The organism is Solibacillus sp. FSL K6-4121 (assembly GCF_038002585.1).
Classification (GTDB): domain Bacteria; phylum Bacillota; class Bacilli; order Bacillales_A; family Planococcaceae; genus Solibacillus; species Solibacillus faecavium.
Map to the genome: position 1 here is coordinate 748,481 of NZ_JBBOCS010000002.1, position 22,278 is coordinate 770,758.

General features: G+C 35.2%; 23 protein-coding genes. 4 read left to right on the top strand and 19 right to left on the bottom strand.

Annotation, left to right across the window (positions count from 1 at the left end; translation table 11 throughout):
• Nucleotides 1-38 precede the first annotated feature (38 nt).
• Together MHH95_RS13100 and dapF are read right to left on the bottom strand one after the other, a co-directional pair.
• Nucleotides 39-2,072, bottom strand: a complete 2,034-nt coding sequence (locus tag MHH95_RS13100; RefSeq protein WP_340727944.1) for a diguanylate cyclase domain-containing protein — start codon at nt 2,070-2,072, stop codon at nt 39-41.
• A 24-nt stretch (nt 2,073-2,096) separates the two neighbouring features.
• Nucleotides 2,097-3,062 (bottom strand): diaminopimelate epimerase, encoded by a 966-nt coding sequence (dapF, locus tag MHH95_RS13105; RefSeq protein WP_340727945.1) that lies wholly within the window; start codon nt 3,060-3,062, stop codon nt 2,097-2,099.
• Between the two features lie 383 nt (nt 3,063-3,445).
• Between dapF and MHH95_RS13110 the strand changes: the two genes are divergently transcribed.
• Complete coding sequence (locus MHH95_RS13110; protein ID WP_340727946.1) at nt 3,446-3,994, top strand: GNAT family N-acetyltransferase; 549 nt, start codon at nt 3,446-3,448, stop codon at nt 3,992-3,994.
• 92 nt (nt 3,995-4,086) lie between these two features.
• Here the strand turns inward: MHH95_RS13110 and MHH95_RS13115 are convergent, their stop codons facing one another.
• The 10 genes from MHH95_RS13115 to MHH95_RS13160 all read right to left on the bottom strand — a co-directional run bounded on the left by MHH95_RS13115 (nt 4,087) and on the right by MHH95_RS13160 (nt 14,815).
• The gene (locus tag MHH95_RS13115; protein ID WP_340727947.1) at nt 4,087-5,163 is read right to left on the bottom strand and encodes an undecaprenyldiphospho-muramoylpentapeptide beta-N-acetylglucosaminyltransferase; all 1,077 of its coding nucleotides are present in this window, start codon (nt 5,161-5,163) and stop codon (nt 4,087-4,089) included.
• Between the two features lie 739 nt (nt 5,164-5,902).
• Nucleotides 5,903-6,622, bottom strand: coding sequence for a CAP domain-containing protein (locus MHH95_RS13120; RefSeq protein ID WP_340727948.1), 720 nt, complete (start codon nt 6,620-6,622; stop codon nt 5,903-5,905).
• Between the two features lie 178 nt (nt 6,623-6,800).
• On the bottom strand, nt 6,801-7,700 hold the full coding sequence (locus tag MHH95_RS13125) for a CobW family GTP-binding protein (protein WP_340727949.1): 900 nt from the start codon (nt 7,698-7,700) through the stop codon (nt 6,801-6,803).
• Between the two features lie 69 nt (nt 7,701-7,769).
• On the bottom strand, nt 7,770-9,278 hold the full coding sequence (locus MHH95_RS13130) for a lmo1851 family serine protease (RefSeq protein ID WP_340727950.1): 1,509 nt from the start codon (nt 9,276-9,278) through the stop codon (nt 7,770-7,772).
• A 167-nt stretch (nt 9,279-9,445) separates the two neighbouring features.
• Nucleotides 9,446-10,294 (bottom strand): DUF6612 family protein, encoded by an 849-nt coding sequence (locus tag MHH95_RS13135; protein WP_340727951.1) that lies wholly within the window; start codon nt 10,292-10,294, stop codon nt 9,446-9,448.
• A 216-nt stretch (nt 10,295-10,510) separates the two neighbouring features.
• Complete coding sequence (locus MHH95_RS13140) at nt 10,511-10,972, bottom strand: RND transporter (protein WP_191698958.1); 462 nt, start codon at nt 10,970-10,972, stop codon at nt 10,511-10,513.
• A gap of 219 nt (nt 10,973-11,191) precedes the next feature.
• Nucleotides 11,192-11,731 carry a DUF2179 domain-containing protein gene (locus tag MHH95_RS13145; protein WP_340727952.1) on the bottom strand — a complete coding sequence of 180 codons (540 nt, stop codon included), beginning with the start codon at nt 11,729-11,731 and terminating at the stop codon, nt 11,192-11,194.
• A 150-nt stretch (nt 11,732-11,881) separates the two neighbouring features.
• Nucleotides 11,882-12,817: a hypothetical protein gene (locus MHH95_RS13150; RefSeq protein ID WP_340727953.1), complete on the bottom strand. Its 936-nt coding sequence runs from the start codon at nt 12,815-12,817 to the stop codon at nt 11,882-11,884.
• 28 nt (nt 12,818-12,845) lie between these two features.
• Nucleotides 12,846-13,208: a hypothetical protein gene (locus MHH95_RS13155; RefSeq protein WP_340727954.1), complete on the bottom strand. Its 363-nt coding sequence runs from the start codon at nt 13,206-13,208 to the stop codon at nt 12,846-12,848.
• Between the two features lie 86 nt (nt 13,209-13,294).
• Nucleotides 13,295-14,815, bottom strand: coding sequence for an SH3 domain-containing protein (locus MHH95_RS13160; RefSeq protein WP_340727955.1), 1,521 nt, complete (start codon nt 14,813-14,815; stop codon nt 13,295-13,297).
• A 302-nt stretch (nt 14,816-15,117) separates the two neighbouring features.
• Here MHH95_RS13160 and MHH95_RS13165 point away from each other — a divergent pair, with 302 nt between their 5' ends.
• The gene (locus MHH95_RS13165; protein WP_340727956.1) at nt 15,118-15,354 is read left to right on the top strand and encodes a DUF2651 family protein; all 237 of its coding nucleotides are present in this window, start codon (nt 15,118-15,120) and stop codon (nt 15,352-15,354) included.
• Between the two features lie 109 nt (nt 15,355-15,463).
• Here the strand turns inward: MHH95_RS13165 and MHH95_RS13170 are convergent, their stop codons facing one another.
• From MHH95_RS13170 to MHH95_RS13180, 3 genes are read right to left on the bottom strand one after another with little or no spacing between them, the layout of a single operon-like run.
• Nucleotides 15,464-16,117: a YesK family protein gene (locus tag MHH95_RS13170; protein WP_340728766.1), complete on the bottom strand. Its 654-nt coding sequence runs from the start codon at nt 16,115-16,117 to the stop codon at nt 15,464-15,466.
• A gap of 17 nt (nt 16,118-16,134) precedes the next feature.
• Complete coding sequence (locus tag MHH95_RS13175) at nt 16,135-16,623, bottom strand: hypothetical protein (protein ID WP_340727957.1); 489 nt, start codon at nt 16,621-16,623, stop codon at nt 16,135-16,137.
• Nucleotides 16,624-16,627: 4 nt separating this feature from the next.
• Nucleotides 16,628-17,110, bottom strand: coding sequence for an RNA polymerase sigma factor (locus MHH95_RS13180; protein WP_340727958.1), 483 nt, complete (start codon nt 17,108-17,110; stop codon nt 16,628-16,630).
• Nucleotides 17,111-17,469: 359 nt separating this feature from the next.
• Between MHH95_RS13180 and MHH95_RS13185 the strand changes: the two genes are divergently transcribed.
• Complete coding sequence (locus MHH95_RS13185) at nt 17,470-17,808, top strand: hypothetical protein (RefSeq protein WP_340727960.1); 339 nt, start codon at nt 17,470-17,472, stop codon at nt 17,806-17,808.
• Nucleotides 17,809-18,275: 467 nt separating this feature from the next.
• Here MHH95_RS13185 and deoD read toward each other — a convergent pair whose 3' ends face one another.
• Nucleotides 18,276-18,983, bottom strand: coding sequence for a purine-nucleoside phosphorylase (gene deoD / locus MHH95_RS13190; protein ID WP_191698952.1), 708 nt, complete (start codon nt 18,981-18,983; stop codon nt 18,276-18,278).
• 185 nt (nt 18,984-19,168) lie between these two features.
• Nucleotides 19,169-19,390: a YozE family protein gene (locus tag MHH95_RS13195; protein WP_191698951.1), complete on the bottom strand. Its 222-nt coding sequence runs from the start codon at nt 19,388-19,390 to the stop codon at nt 19,169-19,171.
• A gap of 104 nt (nt 19,391-19,494) precedes the next feature.
• Here MHH95_RS13195 and MHH95_RS13200 point away from each other — a divergent pair, with 104 nt between their 5' ends.
• The gene (locus MHH95_RS13200; protein ID WP_340727961.1) at nt 19,495-21,273 is read left to right on the top strand and encodes a methyl-accepting chemotaxis protein; all 1,779 of its coding nucleotides are present in this window, start codon (nt 19,495-19,497) and stop codon (nt 21,271-21,273) included.
• 45 nt (nt 21,274-21,318) lie between these two features.
• Here MHH95_RS13200 and msrB read toward each other — a convergent pair whose 3' ends face one another.
• Both msrB and msrA read right to left on the bottom strand, forming a co-directional pair.
• Entirely contained in the window at nt 21,319-21,747 is a 429-nt protein-coding gene (gene msrB, locus MHH95_RS13205) for a peptide-methionine (R)-S-oxide reductase MsrB (protein ID WP_340727962.1), read from the bottom strand.
• On the bottom strand, nt 21,748-22,275 hold the full coding sequence (gene msrA, locus MHH95_RS13210) for a peptide-methionine (S)-S-oxide reductase MsrA (RefSeq protein ID WP_340727963.1): 528 nt from the start codon (nt 22,273-22,275) through the stop codon (nt 21,748-21,750).
• Nucleotides 22,276-22,278: the final 3 nt, after the last annotated feature.

Consider the following 22,278-nt stretch of genomic DNA (forward strand, 5'->3'; position numbering starts at 1 on the left):
ACGGAATAAATTTTCCGTACCTCCCATTAACTATTCCGTTATACGTTACTAATACAATATTGATATTGCGGGGACTGTTTTGCTTGATATAATGCCTGGTCTGCCAAATCAATGAGCTCATCCAGGGATTCGCTATGCTGCGGGTAAATGGAAATCCCTATAGATACAGTAGGAGAGAAATGCACCCCTCTTATTCTCCATCCAATTTCCAAGTTTTCTTGAATACGATTCATTATTTGTTCAATTTGAACCGTACGCTCTATTTCGGAATTTGATAGCCCAGTAAATACAATTAAAAATTCATCTCCGCCTAATCTTACGACTAAATCTTCTTGTCGCACACTTTTAACGAGTGAATTGCCAAACTGTATTAAAAACTCATCCCCTACATCATGCCCATGTAAATCATTCACCTGTTTAAAGTTGTCACCGTCTAAATAGAAGATGGCAAGACTCGTATCAGCATGCTTCGCTTCACTTTGAATCAGAGGGAAATCTTTGTATAGTTTTCTGCGGTTGCCAAGTTGCGTTAAACTATCATGATAAGCCAAATAAGTTAATTGATCTTCCAGTTCTTTGCGTTCGGTTATTTCTCTGGATACCATCACAATTTCAGAAATTTCATGGTGCGATAAATCTAAGGACATCGTATAATTGCCCTCCGTCCATATCGGGCTGTTATCTTTTTTATGCAGCAGCAGTTCGATTTTCAATTCCTCTACTAAATCGATTTCTTTAGGCTTTAGCGCTTCTTTCCATACTTTAATACTTTCAGGCATGAGCAAATCTTCGTAAGGAGCACCAATTAGTTCATCCTCTTCATAGCCGAGCTTTCTAATGTATGAAGGTGAAGCATATTTAATTTTCCCATAACGATCAGTCACAACGATAAAGTCATTCGTATTATCTGTAATCGCACGGAAAATCCGCTCGATTTTATATAACTCAGACAGCAGTTGCTTTTCCGAGGATATGTTATATTGTACAGTAAAATATTGTTCAATTTCCCCAAATTCATTTTTTAACGGAACAATTGTGGAGTCGACCCAATAGATTTCCCCATTCTTCTTGCGATTACAAACTTCATCCCGCCAAACATTCCCATCTTTGACTGTGCTCCACAAATTTTGGAAAAACTCTTTGTTATGGGTACCTGAATTGAAAATATGATGTGTATTTCCGATGATTTCTTCACGACTGTAGCCGGTATTTTTTATAATACGGTCATTAATATCCGTTATAACTCCATGAACATCGGTAAAAATAACATCCGCTACTGAACTAATTGCATTTTTAAACATTTCTAAGCCATGTGATGCTGTACGCAAAGCTTGCTGTTGTTTAATAAACTCTGTAATCTCATGCAGCATAATAAATACAGCAATCGTCTCATCGTTACTAGTCAGTGAGGAGAAGGAAGCAGTAAAACATCGTCGCTCATTATTTTTATCAATAAAATATAGCATCTGCGATTGAATACTTTCCCCATTTTGAACGCATTTTATATATTTTTTAAGATGCTTTACACTCTTACCGTCCATAAAAGGCATTTCAAACAACTTTTGAGTAAGAGCATCTTCCATACAAATATTAAATTCATGAATAAAAGTAGGATTTGCTTCGAGCAAATGCATATCATTAGATACTAAAAGTGTAGATATAAATGAACTGGAATGTAATGAGCGCATGAAAAGATATTTGTCTTCCAGGTCACGACCAAGGGAAACTTCTTTTGTAATTGCCAAAACATAAGTTTTTTCATTTATAATAATTGGTATCGATGTCGTACGCTGTTTTCGAACTTCCATTTTATCATACGTATAATCTTCGTATTCCATTTGTTTTTGATTTTGTATAGTCAAATTATAATTTTGAATAATCGGTTTTGCTAAATGGGAAGGTACGACTTGTTCTAATAACTTACCGGTAGGATTAACGTTTATTAATTCTATAGCCGCTTCATTAACATAAATATAGCGGTACTGATCATCTACTCTTTCCATAAAGAAAACAGCATCACTACTATTCTTGAATAACAAATCCAATTGATTTATGGAAAAAATGGTGTTCATTACTTGCTCCCCCTATTGCACTATTCACTGTGTAAAACTTCTTAACCTGTTTTCTGTATAAATATTACATTTATCATATTGTACTTGCTCTTCAGTTATAACACAATCAGTAAACTCTATTTTATTATGACTATATTCTATTTCATAATACCCTACAATAGTTGCGTTTCCAATAAGTGACAGTTTCCATTTATCATTATACTGTTCAACCGAACACTGTACGAAGCCACCAGGATTATATACCGTTATTAAATTACCCGAAACAATATTCTCCATTGTAGAAATCAATGCTGAAGCGGTCATTGCAGTACCACATGCATTTGTAAAACCTACACCACGCTCATATGTGCGAACGAAAATTTCATCGTTTGATATAGGCAGCACATAGCTGACATTTACACCGTTGGGGCAATATTCATTATCTGAATTTAAAAAGGCAGCTAACTGCTGTTGATGAGATGTATTTTCTATATATTTTTTCTCCACTATCCCAATTAAATGTGGGTTAGGGACAGAAACTGCTGTAAAGGGAATATCTTCAGAAAATGCCTCAATTCGCTCATGGTGCAATTCCTGCTTTTCCTCCAAGAACATCGGCAAAGATGATAATTCAAATGAAATAGGGGAAATCTCTACTGAATATGTTGGAAGCTGCTCAAAAATAGGCGCTTCTTTTCTAACTGTTAAACAAGCATGCATCGTTTCAATAATCGCTTCATCGACTTCCAATTTTTCGCATACATGTCGAGCAACACAGCGTAAGCCATTGCCGCACATAGAAGCTTCCGAACCATCCGCGTTTATGACGCGCATTTTGGCATCGGCAATATCGGAGGGCAAAACGAGCAACAGTCCATCTGCTCCTCCATTTATAGAAGGATTACATAATTGCTTAGCCATGTTCACATAATCAAGCTTATCGTCATATAATGCTTCGTATAAATAAAATGTATTTCCTGAACCGTGAACTTTAACTAATTGTACTTTCATTCTTTCGCCTCACCTTCTCATAATTACTATATTATACTTTGTTAAAAATCAAATTGTCATCAATATTATTATTAATTAGACAATTCAGAATATATAGACTAATAGTAGAAAAAAATGTTTTTTTCGAGCTTGAAAGTTGCGCCAAGAGAATATATTATAATAAAATGTAGATACAATTCTTATTTCGATATTGTTTTATTTGTCTAGGATAGAGCGAGACCGGCAAATTATGTTCCATAGTTTAACGTCAAATTCTTTTAGGTAAGATCAAGTTCGAAATGACTACTGCCTTATGATAAAGAACCTTTTAGCATTAGAAGATTATTTGCACTATTTCTTTACTACAGGCTCTACCATTTTCTTCTTAAAAGGAGGCGTTTCACATGTTAAAACAAAGAGAACTTCATGAAACTGCAGAATTATACGAATTATTACGTCATCCATCTGTGTTTCCTTATGTACGTCAAAAAGCAGCTTCTGCTGAAGAGTACTTATTTATGACAAAACAATTAATCGAAGAAGAGCAAAATGGCCAAACAATCTCACGTACGATCGTTGATGAATGGGGCGCTCCAATCGGCACAATTAGTATCTTTGATATTCAGGATGGTGCCGGTTTTTTAGGTACTTGGATTGGGAAGCCATTTCAAGGAGTAGGCTACAATCAAAAAGCAAAGCTGGCGTTTTTAAATGAGTTGTTTTTTGATTATGATTTCCATACAGTATTTTTACGCGTACGGGAAGAAAATGGTCGATCACAGGCAGCTGCATTAAAATTGCCGTATGTAATCGATGCTGAGCTTACAAATCCACTGCTTTTTGAAGAAATCAATCAAGGCGCTACAAAATTTCGTTTATTCAAAATACCAAAAGATCTGTTCTACTTAACAACTGCCAACACGCAAGAAGAAGCAGAAGAACAAGCGATGTAAAATGAATGTTTTATAAATCAGGCTTACATTATCAATAACTTATAAATTAAAGCGAAAGGCATTCTCCACATTGTTGGGACGCCTCTCGCTTTTTATTTTTCGTATTGAGTAATTAAACCGACCATTTCCTTCGGTGTTTTTGGATGTTCAACTTCAGCCATATGGTCAATCATTTCATCTGCTTTTGCAGTAAGGTGATTGACGGCTTGTAAAAATGATTCTTTTGTCAATTTTTCTTCATCCAATACTTGTGCAAACCCCTGCTTTTTAAATAGATTTGCATTCAATATTTGATCCCCACGACTTTTTGACGCAGATAGTGGAATTAAAAGCATTGGCTTATGCAATGTCAAAAATTCAAAGATTGAATTTGAACCCGCTCTTGATACGACATAATCTGTTGCATATAACAAGTCCGGCAATTCATTCGTCACATATTCAAATTGGCAATAGCCTTCCAGATTATTTAATGACGCATCTTTATTCCCCTTGCCGCAAAGATGAATGATTTGGTATTTTTCGAGCAATGCCGACAAGTTATTGCGAAGTGCATCGTTAATTACCACCGAACCTAAACTGCCGCCCATAACAAGTAGTACTTTTTTGTCCGAAGTAAAATTGCATAGTGCTAAACCACGTTCACGGTTCCCTTCAAAAAGTTGCTGCCGGATGATCGAGCCAGTACATGTGGCTTTATCGCTCGGCAAATGCTTCATCGTCTCTTTAAATACGGTAAAAATATGCGAAGCGAATGGCAATGAAATTTTATTTGCCAAACCTGGTGTTACATCCGATTCATGCACAACGACTGGAATATTTGCCAGTTTGGCTGCTATTACTACCGGTACCGACACAAAACCACCTTTTGAGAAGATGACAGTCGGTTTCACTCGCTTAATAATAGTAAAAGCTTGTGTAACCCCTGCTAACACTTTGAACGGATCCGTAAAGTTCTGCATTGAAAAGTAGCGACGTAGCTTCCCGCTTGAAATACTGTGATAAGGTAATGTCGGAAAGGCGTTCCCTATCAGTTCTTTTTCTATGCCATCATGCGAACCAATATAATGTACTTTATATCCTGCTTCTAATAAGGATGGAATAATTGCCTCATTTAAAGATACATGACCGGCTGTTCCTCCACCTGTTAAAATAATTGATTTTTCGTTCATAATTTTCTCCTAACAAAGCAAATGTCATTTTTTATATTTTATGCATCAAGACATTTCAACATGCTTCGATAAATATCATATTATTTAGTCTGCCATTTAATTTAAGTTAATTTTTTATTGAAATAGTTTTTTTAGGCCTATTTTCTACATTTATTCATGTATGCCTTTAATAATTATTATTTTTAAAAAGTATTTATGGGTAATTCACCACAATTCACATAACAATTTTAAATCGGTTTATTTTAAAGCAAATTTAAGTATACCGTTAATTGTAGCATAATTGAAGCCAATATAAAATGCTTGTGTTAAAGATAAACGGATGTCGACCAAATTCAATTTAGATATTATAAAATAATTATTATTCCAATAAAATATAAATAACACGGCTTAACATTTAGTAAATCCTCCGCGCGCGTACGTTAACTAGCAATAATTAAAAAGATAAAAAGGTCCCGAGAGTTCGTCTCTCGAGACCTTTTTTCGTCAATCTTGGGGCTGGGACAAAATTTTCTGTTTCTGCCAGAATTGATTTCCGTTACGGGGACGCTTTCCGGGGGCACGGCCTGAGCCTGTAGTCTCAGGCGTCGGTGCTCCTGCGGTTACTCGTCGCAAAATAAATTTTGCTGTTCCCCCAGGAGTCGCCCCTTCACTCCAATCAATTCAAATAATAGCAATTTCTTCATAAGAGTATTTCTCTTTTACAAAGAAATTTCTACTTATGTCCCAGCCTCAATAATCTTTACTTTTTAATAAATTGCTGTGTCCAAATATGGCCGTTTTTAACATAACCTACACCAATATGCGTGAAATTTTTATCTAGAATATTAGCGCGATGTCCTGCTGAGTTCATCCAAGCTTCTACAACCTGCTCTGGTGATTTTTGACCTTTTGCGATATTTTCACCTGCAGCTTTATACGAAATCTTCAATGCTTTCATACGATCAAATGGGCTACCAAATGTCGGTGAAGTATGAGAGAAATAGTTATTGTCTTTCATATCCTGTGATTTCTCTCGAGCTGCTGCCATTAAAGGACGGTCTATTTGTAATGCCTTTAAACCGTTTTTAGTACGCTCTACATTTGTTAGTTCTACTACTTTCTCTTCAAATGCCGCTACTTGATCAGTAGCAGTATTCGTTACTGCATTCGTATTCTTTGCTGTCGATACTGTTTCAGTTTTTGGAGTTGTTGCATTTGTAGAAGGACTAGTTGTTGTTTGCTTTTTAGTAACTTCTTTAACAGATGTATTTTTACTTGTATTTGATGATACCTCTTGTTTTTGATGTGTATTTTTTTGAGAGTTATATTTTTGATTCAGCTTCATCTTATATTCTGCAGCTGATTGATAGTAGTTGATTCCTGTAGTTGTTTTGCCCCCTTCGTTTGCGTTCGCATTCGCAACGGGTGCTTGTGTTGCAAAAAGTATTACTGCACAAAATGGTAATATTAATTTTTTCATTTTGTACGCCTCCTTTCGTAATCACATCGTAAATGAAAAATCCATAAAAAAATGGCCTATAAATTGGTAATTTGTCCATCTACCAATTTATAAGCCTTATAATCTTAAATCTCACTTCATTTTTCCCATAAATTTATCCAATTTCCTCAAACATTGCATTTGAAAAGGTATTGACGAGTTATTGTCCAATAATTTCCACGTCTTTTATATTCTCTCCGATTATTACGAGGCTTGGTGTCATCTTCACGTATTCCGGTAGCCATTGCACCATACCGTAAGCATATTGAAACAGCATCGGGTTTTTTATCCCTTCAATCGGCACATATCCCTTCATGCGGTAAACCGTTTCCGGAAGTTCCCGTATCCACCCCTCAAACTGTTCTTGAGTGAAACTAGTATCAAAATGTACTAATCTAGAGCCTAAGTTAAAGCTTTCACCGATGCGCGCCGATACGATGTCATCCTTTGAAACACGGGCTGTCGATTGCATATTTTGCAATAAGTGAAGTGGAACACGACCATTCGTTGTTTGTAAGATGAACGCTTTTGAATTAAACCCTTGCAGCTCATATACAACTTGAGCTTGTTCAGAATCTGTCAGCAAATCCGTTTTATTCGCTAATATTAAATGTGCATGACGAATTTGTTCCATAAACAGCGAACGAACTTGTGGTGTTAAAGTGGTGCGATCTAACCATAATCGACTATCTGCTACCGTAACAATACCTTTTATATTCAACTGTTCTGCAAATAATGGTGAATACACGGCATCCAGTGCCTCTACAGGATGGGCTGCACCTGTTGTTTCAATAATTAATACATCAAATTCCTGATCATGCAAAAGCGATTGAATTTGCGCTTCTGTCTTTTCTGCACCACTGCAGCAAATGCAACCTTCGAGCATTTCCTTTAAAGGTACATCAGCCTCTACGGATTGTGAGTCAAAAGGGAGCTTGCCTAACTCATTCATAATGACGGCTGGTTTTAAACCTGCTTCCTTCAATTGACGAATTACATCCGTTAACATGGAAGTTTTGCCACTTCCTAAAAAGCCACTAAATAAATAAACATCTTTCATATTTTCACTTCCTATAATAATGGGCTAGCAATAAAGTGATTTCCACTTTATACTAGCCCATCTTTTGTATTAGTCTGCTGTTTTTTCTTCAGGCGTTACACCTAATAGTTCTTTAGCTTTTAAAATTTGCGGATCTTCAGTTTTTAGCTTTTCACTAATGGCATCCATTAATGCATATGTTGTATCTCCTGTTAAGATCCCCGTAATTTCTAGCTCATTTTCTTCTTGATACGCTTTTAATGCCGCTTCAGTTGCTTCATCAAACTTAGTATTCACTTCGCCCGGATCATAGCCCAGTACCTCGAGAATACGTTTTGCTGTTTCAATAGCTACATGTTCGGTACCTAATTCATAAGTTTGAGTTGGGTCAATATATGGCAGTGAGGCGTAATCTGGATAATTCACTTTCACGTCAGGCGTGATTCCTTTTTCATTTACCCAGTTTCCATCAGGTGTTAGCCATTTACCCGTTGTAAACTTTAAGTTAGCGCCATCTTCCATGTAAATTACTTCTTGCATTGTGCCTTTACCGAATGATTTTAAGCCAATAATTTGTGCATTTGCCGATTCTTTTAAAGCTCCTGCCAAGATTTCAGAGGCAGAGGCGCTTCCTTCATCGATTAATACCGTTATAGGCAGCTTATATTTTGAACGATTATCCGCCGCAACAATTTGAGGATCTAAATTACGCTCTTGAATTTGTACGATTGTTTTACCTTGTTCAACGAATAGGTTTGAAATGTCGATGGCCGCTTTTAAATACCCACCAGGATTTTGGCGAACATCTATAACAATCCCCTTCAATCCTTCTTTTTCAAATTCGATTAGAATTTTTTCAAGTTCTACTGCTGTATTTTCACTAAATGATGTAATTTGAAGATGAGCTATACCTGATTCATCTAAATCACCATATACTGTTTCCACAGGGATGTCATCACGTACTAGCGTCAAGTCAAAGCTTTCCGCATCTCCGCGTTGAATTGTTAATGTCACCTCTGTACCTTTTTCTCCACGAATAAGGAGTACAGCTTCAGTGGAACTCATCCCTTTTACACTTTTGCCGTCAACTGCCAGCACCATGTCTCTTGGCTGTAAACCAGCTTTTTCAGCAGGTGTATTTTTAATTGGAGAGACAATCATAATGTAGCCGTTTCTCTCTTGAATTTCTGCACCAATGCCTTGGAAACTTGAAGAAAGGTTTTCGTTAAACGAACTGGCCTCTTCTTTGTTCATATAGTCTGAATAAGGGTCTCCCAATGCATCAAACATTCCGTTGATTGCACCATATACCACTTCTTCTTCATTTACATCTTCGAAATATTTTTGCTGAAGTGTATCATATGCATCATATAGCTTTTTAAATTCTGGTCGTTCAATAGGTACCTTTACTTCAACGACCTTTTGCTCACCAAACGTTAATGCAAAGATAGTTAAACCAGCTGTACATATAATTGTTAGGAAAATGAGCATAATGAATGCGAATGGTTTCATCCGTAAATACTTACCAGCAGGCTTTTCAATTTTAACTTGCTGCTCACTTTGTTCTGTTTGTCCTTCATCTCTTTTTTGTTCATCCATTTTAATTTCACCACTCTCATTTTTACACTGACTGATGTCACACTATATCAATAATATCAGTTTAGTGGCGACTAGAAAAGGACAGACGATAATTTTTTTATTTTGTTTCCTATGTACAATAAAAAAAGCAGTGGATAACGTAAAAATGCGCATCCACTGCTTGTCATTTATTCAGCTACTGTTGCTTCTTTTAACACTTCATCCGGAATTTTAATTGTATCTACCTCATCGAACTTCGAGTACACAACATTAACATCATTTTCGATCGTTGTTTCCTGACCTTCGATGTTAGTGATTATCTTTAAGTCCAAATCGATTTCTTTCGTATCAAATGTATCTTTTGCAACTACTATATTATACTGGGAATCTTCAAACGACATATTCTCTAATATATCGTTGGACATTTCCATGGATTCACCTAAGCTTGCACCCATTTGGGAAAGAATAAATTGTTTAAACTCATCACCTTGAATATTTAAGGTTAATAAGTAATTTTCATCGTCTTGTTCAAATGAAAACTCATCAATGAATTGCTGTAATTGTTCCAATTGGTCTGTTGCATTTGCCTGTGCGCCAGCTTGTGCCATAATTTGTTCATATTGCTCGTCCGGCAGTTTGATCCATTCGTTTGTTTCGCCGTTCAACATATAAAACCCATCTTCTTCGGTCATATACATTTCCATTGGCATATCGAATTTCTCGCCACTCATATCCATTTCAATATTACCGTTTGTATACATTGCCAATGGATTTTGTGTGATGTCCATTGCTAAATTAGAGGTACTCGTCATTTGCATTGTTTCGCCGTCCATCATTAAATTCGTCACTTGATCCATATTTGTTTCTGCATGGACGCTTTTTAAATTTTGTTGACGTTCCATTGCTTTTTCAAAAACTTGCTGCAATGTTAAGCTTGCTTCATCTTTAGTACCATCTACTGGTTCAGCTGTATCTCCGCAACCTGCTACAACTGCAATTGACAGCGCGCTCATGGCAAAATAATATCTTTTTTTCAAATTGTCCATCCCCTTAGTAAAAATAAACTACTTATATCCTTTACCCTTATTTAGATAATTTTAGCAGAAATAATAGATATTCGTTATATATGCCCATCATTAAAATGTGTTTTATGATATACGAACTAACCAAAATGCAGCAAATATCAATAAGCTATCAAAAATAAAGAGTCAGGAACTTTGATGTATTCCCAACCCTCTTATGGTTGATTCTTTTCAAATATTGATTTGATATTGTTCTTCGATGAACTTATGTAATTCCACATAAGTTGCAAAGGCTACACCTAAGACGATTTCATTTTCATCGGCCCCTGCTGTAATCGAATGGTTTTCATTATAAATATGAAAATCGATAGGTAATTTCTTTATATCTTCATGGATATTGTGGGCAGCTTTATTTCTCCAATGGTTAAGCAACCTTAAGTTTTCATATAATTTTTGTTCGATTAAACCCATCGAATATACAAAATATAATTTTGTTGAATAATTGGAATCGAGTATAGGGATATATGTCTCCCCTTTATTTTTTTTGGAGAAATCCTCGACGCCAAAAGCCTTAGCTTTAATTAAGCTATTAATCGCATTTTCACAAAAAAGGTGCACTGTTACGATGTTTGATAATGGATCACTATTATTCATTATCCTTTGTACAAATATCTTCCCAACTTCTTTACTCATCTTTTCACCTCTTTTTATTCATTATTTGAAGAAAAGAGGATTTCCATAACATCATTTTTAAAAAAATATACAGTCTATAAGCATAAAAAAGGCGCGAAGGACGAAGCCTTCTGCGCCGAAATCATTCGATGGCTAACCGACCATCAATAATAGTGTGGGTCATTTTCAATTATTTATTCATGTTAATACTGATTATTTAATTCTTAATTATTAACTATTTTATGACTTCTTTTTAAGTTTAAACTTTTTATTACGCATTCGATCGACCAGGAAACCGCCTTTGAATGATTTAGGCTCATATGAAATGATAAAGGCCTTAGGTTCAATTGATTCTACAAGTTTGAACAATTCCTTTTCACGATTTCGTTTCGCCAAAATTTCGTATTTAAATCGGTCGCTGTCACGTCCTTGGCTAATATACGTCGTGATGGCAAATCCATTATCTCTTAACATATCAATTAATTCCTGATTTTTTTCCTGCGTGTTGATCGTAACAGAAACATAACCAACAGCTAGTTTACTTTCAATCATTGTTCCTAATGGGATTCCTAATCCAAAACCGAGTGCATATACGAGCATCGCTATGAAGTTTTGATCGCCACTGAAAATGATAGATAACGCAAATACATTAATAAGTACTTCTAAAACGCCAAAAATCGAAGCGAGAAGTCTCATATTTTTTACTAAGAAAATCGTTCGCAATGTCATTAAAGGTACATAAACTAGTTGTATTGCCAAAATTAGAAGTATTTCTTGCATGTTAACGCCTCTTTCATAATAAAATATTTTCTTTACTTCTACCCCAAAATTATTTTTATAGTCATATAATTTTAATAGAGTAAGGGGAATGAAAATATTAAATAGCGTATTTAGCTACATGCAATGCTTGAATTTGCTATTCTAAGTAGTTTAAATATTTTCAACAAAACCTTTTAGCATAGCCTCCTCATCAAGAAACCATACATTCTTTAATTGTGGAGAATGATGCGGATTATCTTTCTGAAGATAAGGTTGTGAAATTATGCTTTTAGCGACAGGTGCCATGAAAATTTGATTAAGAATTCCCAAAGATGGTGGGTATTCAAAGTATAAATATAATTTTGGGTGTGGATTCTCATTTCTCCATTTTGCAAATCCTTTAGAGAAGTTCTTGTGTTCTGGCATTTTGATCTGTTGAAATAGCTCTGTTGGTATTAGTTTTTCTGCCAAACTATAAAGACCATGCGCTGGCACACATAGCTGTTTCATTGCTTTAGTAAAATCTGCACGCATGTATCCTGTACAGAAATCTTGTAAATGTTCCCCCACTGCTTCCACATCTTTCTTATGTAAAGAAAGTAAAAAGGCAACTCCTGATCGCTCCCATTGCGGTTTTTTTGTGCCAATAAATTTTTCGGCAGCAGGAATCGCTAATTTTAATAGGGTATCATCTTTATACCACAGGGCCATCAAGAGATTGCTTATCACTATATAGAATGGGTATCCATTCTTTGTTAGACCTAGTTCATGTGGGAGAATGCGCTCCAATACATTATTATCACCGCAAGCAAATGCCTCTAAAACAGGTAAAATATTACGGCAATGGTCGTACCCTCCACTGGATCCCGGAAGTAACCGATAACGCATTTGCTGAAAAATTAAATTATTCAATTTTTGCCAGTCTTCCTGTAATAAGCACTGTTCCAGCCAATTGTCGTAGTTGGTTTTGATGAATCCATGTGACATTGATTTAATAAGCTTTGCTAATACTTCGTTGTTTTCTGCAGTTGCTACGTTTGTGTTATTTTTAATCTTTTCATATTTTATAATACATTGCTCAATGTATTGAGTATTAACCATATCCATTTTTTCACAACCCCGATTCCAAATTTTCTTATTTAAAAATCTCTCCAATATTTAGCGTAACTCTCTCCAAACAAGTCTCTTTTAAAAATACGGTTTCTTTGTCGTATTCAACGTAATCAGTTGCAAAATACTTCGAAAACCTAAAGCCTTTCTCTATTAAATCTTTCGCATTTTCGATTGAATACCAATGTGTTAAATCTTCAATGTTGGAACAACTACTAAACCAGTCTTTACCATCTTGTTTATATCTTTCATCAAACCCCATTGGCAGATCTTTCGTTTTACAGTTTTCAATTTCGGCGAGGGTTAAAACGAATTCTCCATTCTCGTTATACCAAAGCCCTTGATTTGGATTGGTACTCTCTAATCTGTAAAGCCATTTAGGTTCCATGCAACCTTCCCTTCCCTTTTTAATGATTTCCACCGCTGTAAAATTAGAAAAACGATTGCAAGAATGCAACCGTTTTCTATGTTTAATTATTTTTGCTTTGATTCGAATGATTCATATCTTTGAATAAACGCAGATATATGAGCACGAGTTAAAATTCGGTCAGGTTCATATTCAACGATTGATTTAGCTGTAGTAATCCCGTTATCCATGAAAAATTGAATTGCTTCGTTTTCACTTACTTGTTTTCTTAAGTGGTAAGAGACCATCAATTGCGCTAATTTACCACGTTTAATGCCACTTTCAGCTAAAGCTCTAGATGCTTTTGATTTTTCATTTGCCAGTACAGGCATTTTATACTTTTCTGCCATGTTGTATATACCACTTCTGCTCCAAGACGACGTGCCTTTTACATTTGCTAATTCATCATTTTGAGCATAACGGAAGAAGATTGTTAAGAAGTGAGCTTCCGTTAAATGTCTGTTCGGTTGTAGCTGGGTTTCGTATTTCTTTGTTTTTGCGTTCCATTCGTCATTGTACCCTTTAATTAAGCCTCGATCGATTGCCCAAATCATATCATCTTTCCACCAGGCTGTAGGGTTGAAATCAGCATACTTTTTAGTATAAGCCGCGTAGTCCGTTGGTGTTACCTCTGCTGGAGACGGTATCGGTAACGTTGTCATTTCCGGGTACTCTAAATAACTTGAAGCTACATACCCCTCTGACCCATCACTTCTTTTTACTGGATACCAAACAAAATGGTTTTTCTTCGTTGAAACTTCATCGTATACAAATGGACCAGTAATGGTAACCGTTTCGCCTTTATTTAAAGTACCTTTAATATTTTCATTATTCGTAGTAGGTGTTGACCTAAATTTAGGATTAGCTGTTGCACTTACTTTTTGATTCGTTTTGAAAAAATACTTTGATTCTGTTAATGGTAAATCAAATTTATAATTCAGTGCTGAGAATTTAATATTGTCCTTGCTGTTAGAATCATATAGGAAATGTTCACTTTTAAATGGCAGTTCCTTTAAGTTTATTAATTCAGATTTTCTAACAATTTCGAGAATTTTTTCTTGATAGGCATTCACATTTCTTTCACCCGTTGCTTGGACAATTGGACTATTTACGGGTTTAGTCCCGTTATAAGCCATAATCGCGAAATACCAATGTTCCAATACTTCTCTTTCCCCGCTGTTAATGCCAGGTAAATCCTTGCGATTAAACATTTTATCCAGCGTCTCTACGCCAGCCTGAATATTATAGACAAGATCCGTTTTTAGCTTTTCTTGATCGTAACGCGCTTGATTAGTAATTTGCATTAGACCAATTCCGTTATCAGCCGTTACAATCGCTTTTCCATTTTGATCAAAATGTCGCCAATTTCCACTTTCACCTTCCGCTACCGCCTTCACAATTTCAGGAGGCACATTATATCTCAGTGCTGTTTCGGTTAACAAACAGTTCATTGTGGAATAGTCTGGGTTTGCCTTTGATGATGTATCATACTCACATGTATCCGCAAATACATTTTGATTTATATTGATAGATAGCGAGAGTGCACCAATGGCAACAACACTGATCAAAGGTTTCAATATCTTTTTCATATGTGATTATTACACTTCCTTTTATTTTGTAACGTTAAAAGATTCAGTTACATGTTACCATAAATACCCTATTCGAGATAGTGTGAAAATTCGGCGATTTTTGTTACTCGATACACTGAATGTTCACTATCAAAATTTGATACTATTCAACAAAAAAAAGAATAAAGCTTCCATGCGATAAATTTCTTCTTTGTATACAAAAAGTATACATCTATATCAACCATTAATTTCCTATGTTACAATTTTAATATGAGAAAGTATTAACATAGTTTTAGCAAAAGCTGATGTTTTAGGAGGATGGTATGGAATATTTATTTGTGTTTTTAATTTTACCTATTATAGTTCATATTGTTTCATCAATAAGTTATTGGTTATTTAAAAAATGGTTCATCGCTCCAGTAGTCGTATTTAGCGTATTAACAATACTTACGTTTACAACATTTGGTGAAACATTCTTCTTTTGGGTGATTATCTTTACGATTTTCTCGATTATCACTAGTATTATGAACACTAAAAAAAGGAAAAGTACTTGTGCGTAAAGCTACATACAAGTCTTTTTCCTCTTTCATCCTAGCGTACATTAAGCACCATTATTTGGTTTGGCTTACTCTTTAACTTACTATAATTTCTATTCAATATTGGATAACTTTACTCCCGTGGGCTCCCTAATGATTCAAAAATATCGCCATCCGTTGTTTGTACTTTCAATGGTTCGTTTATTTCATATAGACCGATCTTTATATAAGGAACTTTATCATCATCCCCTCCATCTACAAATTTCAAAATTATTTCTGTAGCCCCTCGTTTACTTACCTTTTTCACTTCAATCTCTTTTCCTAGGTATTTTTCCCCTAGTTGTAAAGTGACTGCTTTGCTGCCTTCAGAGATAGTGGTAATTCGGTAACCTTCTGTTTTTACAGGAGTAGCGCTTGCCTGTTCAATAATCCAGTAGCCATCTTCAGAAATTATGGATATCCCGATTGTTGCAAAAAATAAGATAGGTAAAAGGAACAAACTGATTTTATCTTTTCTATTAAACGATTTTGATTTAACCTTCGGGATTAATAACGGTAACAGCAATGTCCCTACAATACTAACTACAAGAAATCCTACTGCTAAAAATAAATACCCCATTCCTTCGAATCCTCCAACGAGAAATAGGCTGTATGCCACAATCATCCCCGAAAACAAAAAGGTGATGACCGGTGCTAAATAATATTTGCCGCTCTTTTTTGAAGCAATAAAAACAAATGCAAAAAATATAATACCTAAAAACAATCCAAACAACATGACTAAATACATCAATTTAACACCTCCATTTATAAAAATAACTGCAGCACTTTTTCTAAAAATAAAATAATTACTAAATCAATCACCAACGATATCCAAACCCATTTTTTATTGAAGAAAGTAAACGTAAATACAAGTAGAAATATGGCAGCTGGTATGTAAAATAGAAATATCCCCGATCTGAAATACTCTATCATTGATGTAACAGACTCCACACCATAATATTTAACGCTTGAGTAAACAATATAGAATAAAATTAACGCTCTTACAGTAATGAGTAATAACTTTAATCCATTATTAAACTGCACTAATTTTTTTAAAGGCTTTAACTCCACATCCTCTGAGTATTCTTGCTTTGGCATACTGGAATTAAAGTCCTCTGTACTATCATATAATTTTTTGCACTCTTCACAGTAAGTGATATGTTCTAAAACAACCTGTCTTGGCTCATCATCCAGGTCATTGATTATGGGAATCAATTCCAGAGATAAAAGATGTATTTTTTTGAAAGAATCCATAGAATTACCTCACTTTAATCATTCTTTTTCTCATTCTGAACACTATCGATTTTATTGTGGATACGGGTATATTTAAAAGATCACTAATTTCATTATAGTCATAACCATAATATTCTTTTGCTATAATAATTGCTTTTTCAGAAGTCGATAGCTTGCTTAAAACCATTTCCAATTCGTTGTTAATTGTTGCACTTACTTCTGGTGTATAATTATCAACCAACAACGTTTCAATAATATGCTCATCTTGAAGCAACTCAGGCTTCTTCTTTTTATAGTAATCAAGTAAAGTGTTCTTAACCCCTGTTATTAACCAACTCCTCATATACTTAACTTCTGTAACGACTGAGGGTGAAACTAAAATTTTTGTGAAAAAATCTTGAATAATATCATCAGCGATTACATCACTTTTAGTTAGACCTATTAAAAAGTTTCTTAAATACGCATAATGCTCGTTGTATATTTCTTCAATCAGAACTAAAGGATTCATTTTCGACATTTTTTAATCTCCCTGAATCATTTTCCCTTCACAAGTGAGACGACAAAGAATTTGCTAAAGTTGCTATTATTTTTTTAATTTACCATATAGTGTTTTTATTACCTAATTACCCACAATTTCATTCCATATGAAAGTTGGGTAAACGAGTGAGAGCAGGCAGTTGCTGATGCTTGTGAAACAATACTGAACACATATTTACATGCTATTGATTCTTTCGACTAAAAAGCACCTAACAAGTTACCAACTATTAGGTACTTAAATCCTAAATATGTAAATATGTTACACTGTAACTAAACAACTGATCATTCAGTTTTTAAGCGTTGAATTAAGTAAAAAAAAGGAGGAGTGAAGTGACAAAGATGAAGAGAGGTACTTCAAAGTGGATTATGTATATGGCCATAGGAATGGCACTTCTAGGGATTGGCGGATTTATCACATGGGAGTTTGTTGACGGAAACAAAGAAATTCAACAAATAGAATCAAAATTGGGCTTTGATATTACTGTGGTAGATAGACAATCACACGGGGAGTTGTTGGCAGCAACGAGAACTTATCTTGTGAAGCCATTAGAAGATGATGAGGGAAGTAATATAGAATACTTGCTTTACTTGAATAAAGAAAACAAGATTGAACAATGGGCGAAGCTCCGAAATGGAAAGATAATTCAGCCCATATATTATGAAGACTAACGGATGCTTTTGTTTCATAGGATAGGATTTGTATTTATGAATGATCTTCAAAGATGCAAGTCCTTTTATTATAATTTCTCATTCCCTCCTACCGCCACTAGCACTTTTCGTTTTTATCTCCATTTAGCATGAAAAATAAACGGTTTGTTTCCAAAAAAGTTACCAACCATTATGACCACTCTAATCTCTTTAGCTCTTGTATAAAGCTTATCAATCATAGCCATGACCTCATGCTTAGGTTGCGCTACGTGACCACTCACTTGCATCTGCTCTGCATATCTCGAACATGCCAAAATACGTGAGACAATTAAAACGTATTCACATGTAACATCGGAACAGAAACAAACTGCAACGTCCCTATTTGACTCATTGCAATAAAAAAGTACCCAACAGACTTTCACCTGTTAGGCACTTTCAAAATTACGTTATGGATGCAAATTAAACTAAATCACAATCCCTTGGTACGCTTACTCTTGAATCGCAGCTTCCAACGCAATAACCATCATGTCATTGAACGTAGTTTGACGTTCTTCTGAAGTTGTTACTTCACCTGTTAGAATGTGGTCAGATACAGTTAATACTGTAAGAGCTTGACGACCGAATTTAGCAGCTAATGTGTAAAGTGCAGATGTTTCCATCTCTACAGCTAACACACCGTATTGTGCTAATTTTTCGTTTTGTGCTTCGTCAGAATAGAACATATCAGCAGTGAAAATGTTCCCAACACGCACGTTTAAGTCTGCTTCTTTTGCAGCATTGTATGCTTTTAATAATAAATCGAAGTCAGCTGTTGGAGCAAAATCAATTGTACCGCCGAAAATAACACGGTTTAAACTAGAATCCGTAGATGAAGATTGAGCAATGATTACATCGCGCACTTTTACATCTTTTTGGATCGCTCCGCAAGTACCTACACGGATTAACTTTTGTACACCATACTCTTGCATTAATTCTGTCGCATAAATTGAAATCGAAGGTACACCCATGCCTGTACCTTGTACAGAAATACGTTTACCTTTATACGTACCTGTATAGCCTAAAATATTTCGCACTTCATTATACTGAACAACATCTTCTAAAAATGTTTCAGCAATATATTTAGCACGCAACGGATCTCCTGGTAATAATACGATTTCTGCAATGTCGCCTTTTTTGGCATTAATGTGAACGCTCATTTATAAAACCTCTTTTCATCATAATTCTTCTAAATTGTAAACGTTTTCGTATAAATATTCAATCGTTAGACGTCTTGCTTTTTAAAAATATTGGTTAAACATACAATATTTTGTCAAATGTCAGCAATTTCACATCTACGGATTTTAGTACAACTATACCTAAAAACTCGTGGGTATGCAAAATATCAATTGAATTTAGCCTCATATAAATCCCACAGTGAATCAAACGCACTTATTGTTAAATATTCATCTGCCTGTAATTCAATATAGGTCGAAAGTTCCTCGAAATTATCGGATTGCTTTGGAAATGAATGATCTATGAACATACTTTCAGCAAAACGGACTTTTTCATCAGACCATTCTCCCCCTCTATAAGTTAATACATAGTGATAAAATGACTTTTTCAATATTTTCCCTCCTACTTATATATTTTTACATTATTATAGTGAAAAATCCCCATTAGTGTAGTATTATAATAAAATATTGATTTTTCAGAAAAGATGGTGAATTTATGCTAAAGAAAAAAAAATCAAGTACGAAACCAGCAAAAAATAATAAAAAAATGAAAACTGCTAAAAAACCACTTCATTTCTTCCACCTCATTCGAGGTAAAATTTTAATTGCGTTTACAATTTTAATGGCAATTATCCTTGCTATGCAAATTTTATCGTATATTAATATAACAAACTTACAAAATAGCTTACGTAGTTTTGCAGATGAAAATTTAAAACAGCAATTTCAAATTAACAATCTGGCTTCTGATATTGCAAAACTTTCAAGCCATGAACAGACCTACTTAATTACAGGTGACGAAAAGTATCTGCAATTATATGAGGATACGAAAGAACTAATACATAACAATCTGACATCTGTTCAGAAATCCTTTGAGAATCAGGATGAAGAGTTGAAGATTGTTGGACAAATTCAGCAATTTTATACGAATTATTTATCCTATTCTAAATCTACAATTGAGGTACGTCAAAAATACGGATATGAAAATGCGGCAAAACTCTTTCAAAATAGCGGAAGCCAAAGCTTCAAATCATATATTGATGATAATACATCTAAATTGATTCAAATTTTAGAACAACGTAACGAGGAATCCATAACGGATTTAGAGCAATTTGCTTTAGCCTCTAAAATTTCCTTTTTCGTATTAGCTTTTATTGCGATTATATTAACTATGACGTTAGGCTATATGCTGTTTAAATCAATCCGAAGAAATACAAAAGCAATTAATGAGTCCATTTTGGATATTGCACAAGCTGGTGGCGATTTAACACGTCGTGTAAATGTTAAAACTAAAGACGAATTTTCTGAAATTGCCAACTCAACAAATATACTAATCGAGTCTATATCCGTATTAATAAAGCGTGTTTCCAACCTCGCGGATAATGTATCAGGCAGTTCTCAGGAATTAATGGCTTTAGCAGATGAGAATGCACGTACGATTGATTTCATTGCAAACTCTACGATGGATATTGCGAATGATAGCACAGAGATTTTAACTAGTATCGGAAATGCAGCAAACGAAATGCAAAAGCTTGAACAATCGATGCATGAGTTAAATGAAAAGGCATTGGAAGTTCAACAAGCCGCTCTACACATGAAGGATGCTGCACATATCGGCAGTAATTCGGTTACGCAATCTTCAAACGTGATGCTAGAGATTGAAGAAACGATGGCAACTACATCGGCAACAGTTGAAAATTTAGGCCGTAAATCTGAAAATATTACATCTATTATTAGTACCATTACAGCAATTGCTGAACAGACAAACTTATTAGCTTTAAACGCTGCAATCGAAGCCGCACGTGCTGGAGAGCATGGACGTGGATTTGCTGTTGTTGCTGATGAAGTACGAAAGCTTGCAGAGCAATCACAGCAGGCTGCAAGTGAAGTAGCTGTAATTGTTGGATCTATTCAATCCGAAGTAAAATCAATCATTGCTCAAAACCAAACAGGCGTACAAAAGGTAATTCGTGGTGTCGAAGTAACAAATGAAACAACGGATTCTTTGCAAAATATTTTGTTACAGACAGAAAAAACATCGGATATTTTAACACATATGGTTGGTCAAATTGAGCAAACATTGCACAATAGTCACGATGTGAATTCTTCCTTTGTTCATGTTGCTGCGGTTGCAGATAATACAGCCGCTAACACGGAACGCAGTGCAGCTGCTGCTTCTCAAGGCTCGGCTTCGATGGAGGAAATTAATGCGTCGGCTGTCGAATTGGCCGCGCAAGCTGATAATTTACGAAGTGTTGTTAGTGAATTTAAAATTTAACATTAAAAAACAACTCGCTTATGGGATTCCACAAGCGAGTCGTTTTTATTTGAACATTGATAAATATTGAGGATAACCTTCCTTTTCCAAATCTGAAACTGGAATAAAGCGTAATGCTGCAGAATTGATGCAGTAACGTAATCCGCCTAATTCCTGTGGTCCATCCGGAAACACATGTCCTAAATGCGAGTCGGCAGTTTTACTTCGAACTTCTACACGACGCATACCGTGAGAAGTATCAAAATGCTCTGTCACTTCCACTTGTTCGATTGGTTTTGAAAACGATGGCCAACCACAGCCGGCATCATATTTATCCTTTGAACTGAATAATGGTTTCCCAGATACGATATCAACATAGATTCCCTCTTCAAAGACATCGTTGTATTCATTTCTAAATGGTGGTTCAGTTCCTTGATTTTGCGTAACATGATACTGCATCTCTGTTAATTGCTTTAAGCGTTCTTCTTTGTTCATTTACTTCGACCCCCAATGTTTTTCAATAAATCCAGCTCGTCCGGAACCAATGGAATATCGCTCGTAATGAGCAGGATTCTTTTTATAGTAATGTTGGTGATATTCTTCAGCCACATAGAACGGCTTCGCTTCTAAAATCTTTACAGCAATTGGTACTTTGAATTTCCCGCTTGCTTCTAACTTCGCCTTTGATTGTTCGGCAATTTGTTTTTGAACATCATCATGATAAAAAATAGCCGTTGAATAGGATTCCCCGCGGTCATAAAATTGTCCGCCCGAATCAGTAGGATCAATTAATGTCCAATAAAGCTCAACTAATTTCTCATAAGGGTAAATAGCTGGATCAAATGTTATTTGCACAGCCTCTAAATGACCAGTTGTCTCACTACAAACTTGTTCGTATGTTGGATTCTCAACATGTCCTCCTGTATAGCCCGACACAACCTCTATAATACCGGGTTGTGTATCAAATGGCTTTACCATACACCAGAAGCATCCCCCTGCAAATGTCGCTTTTTCATATGCCATAAA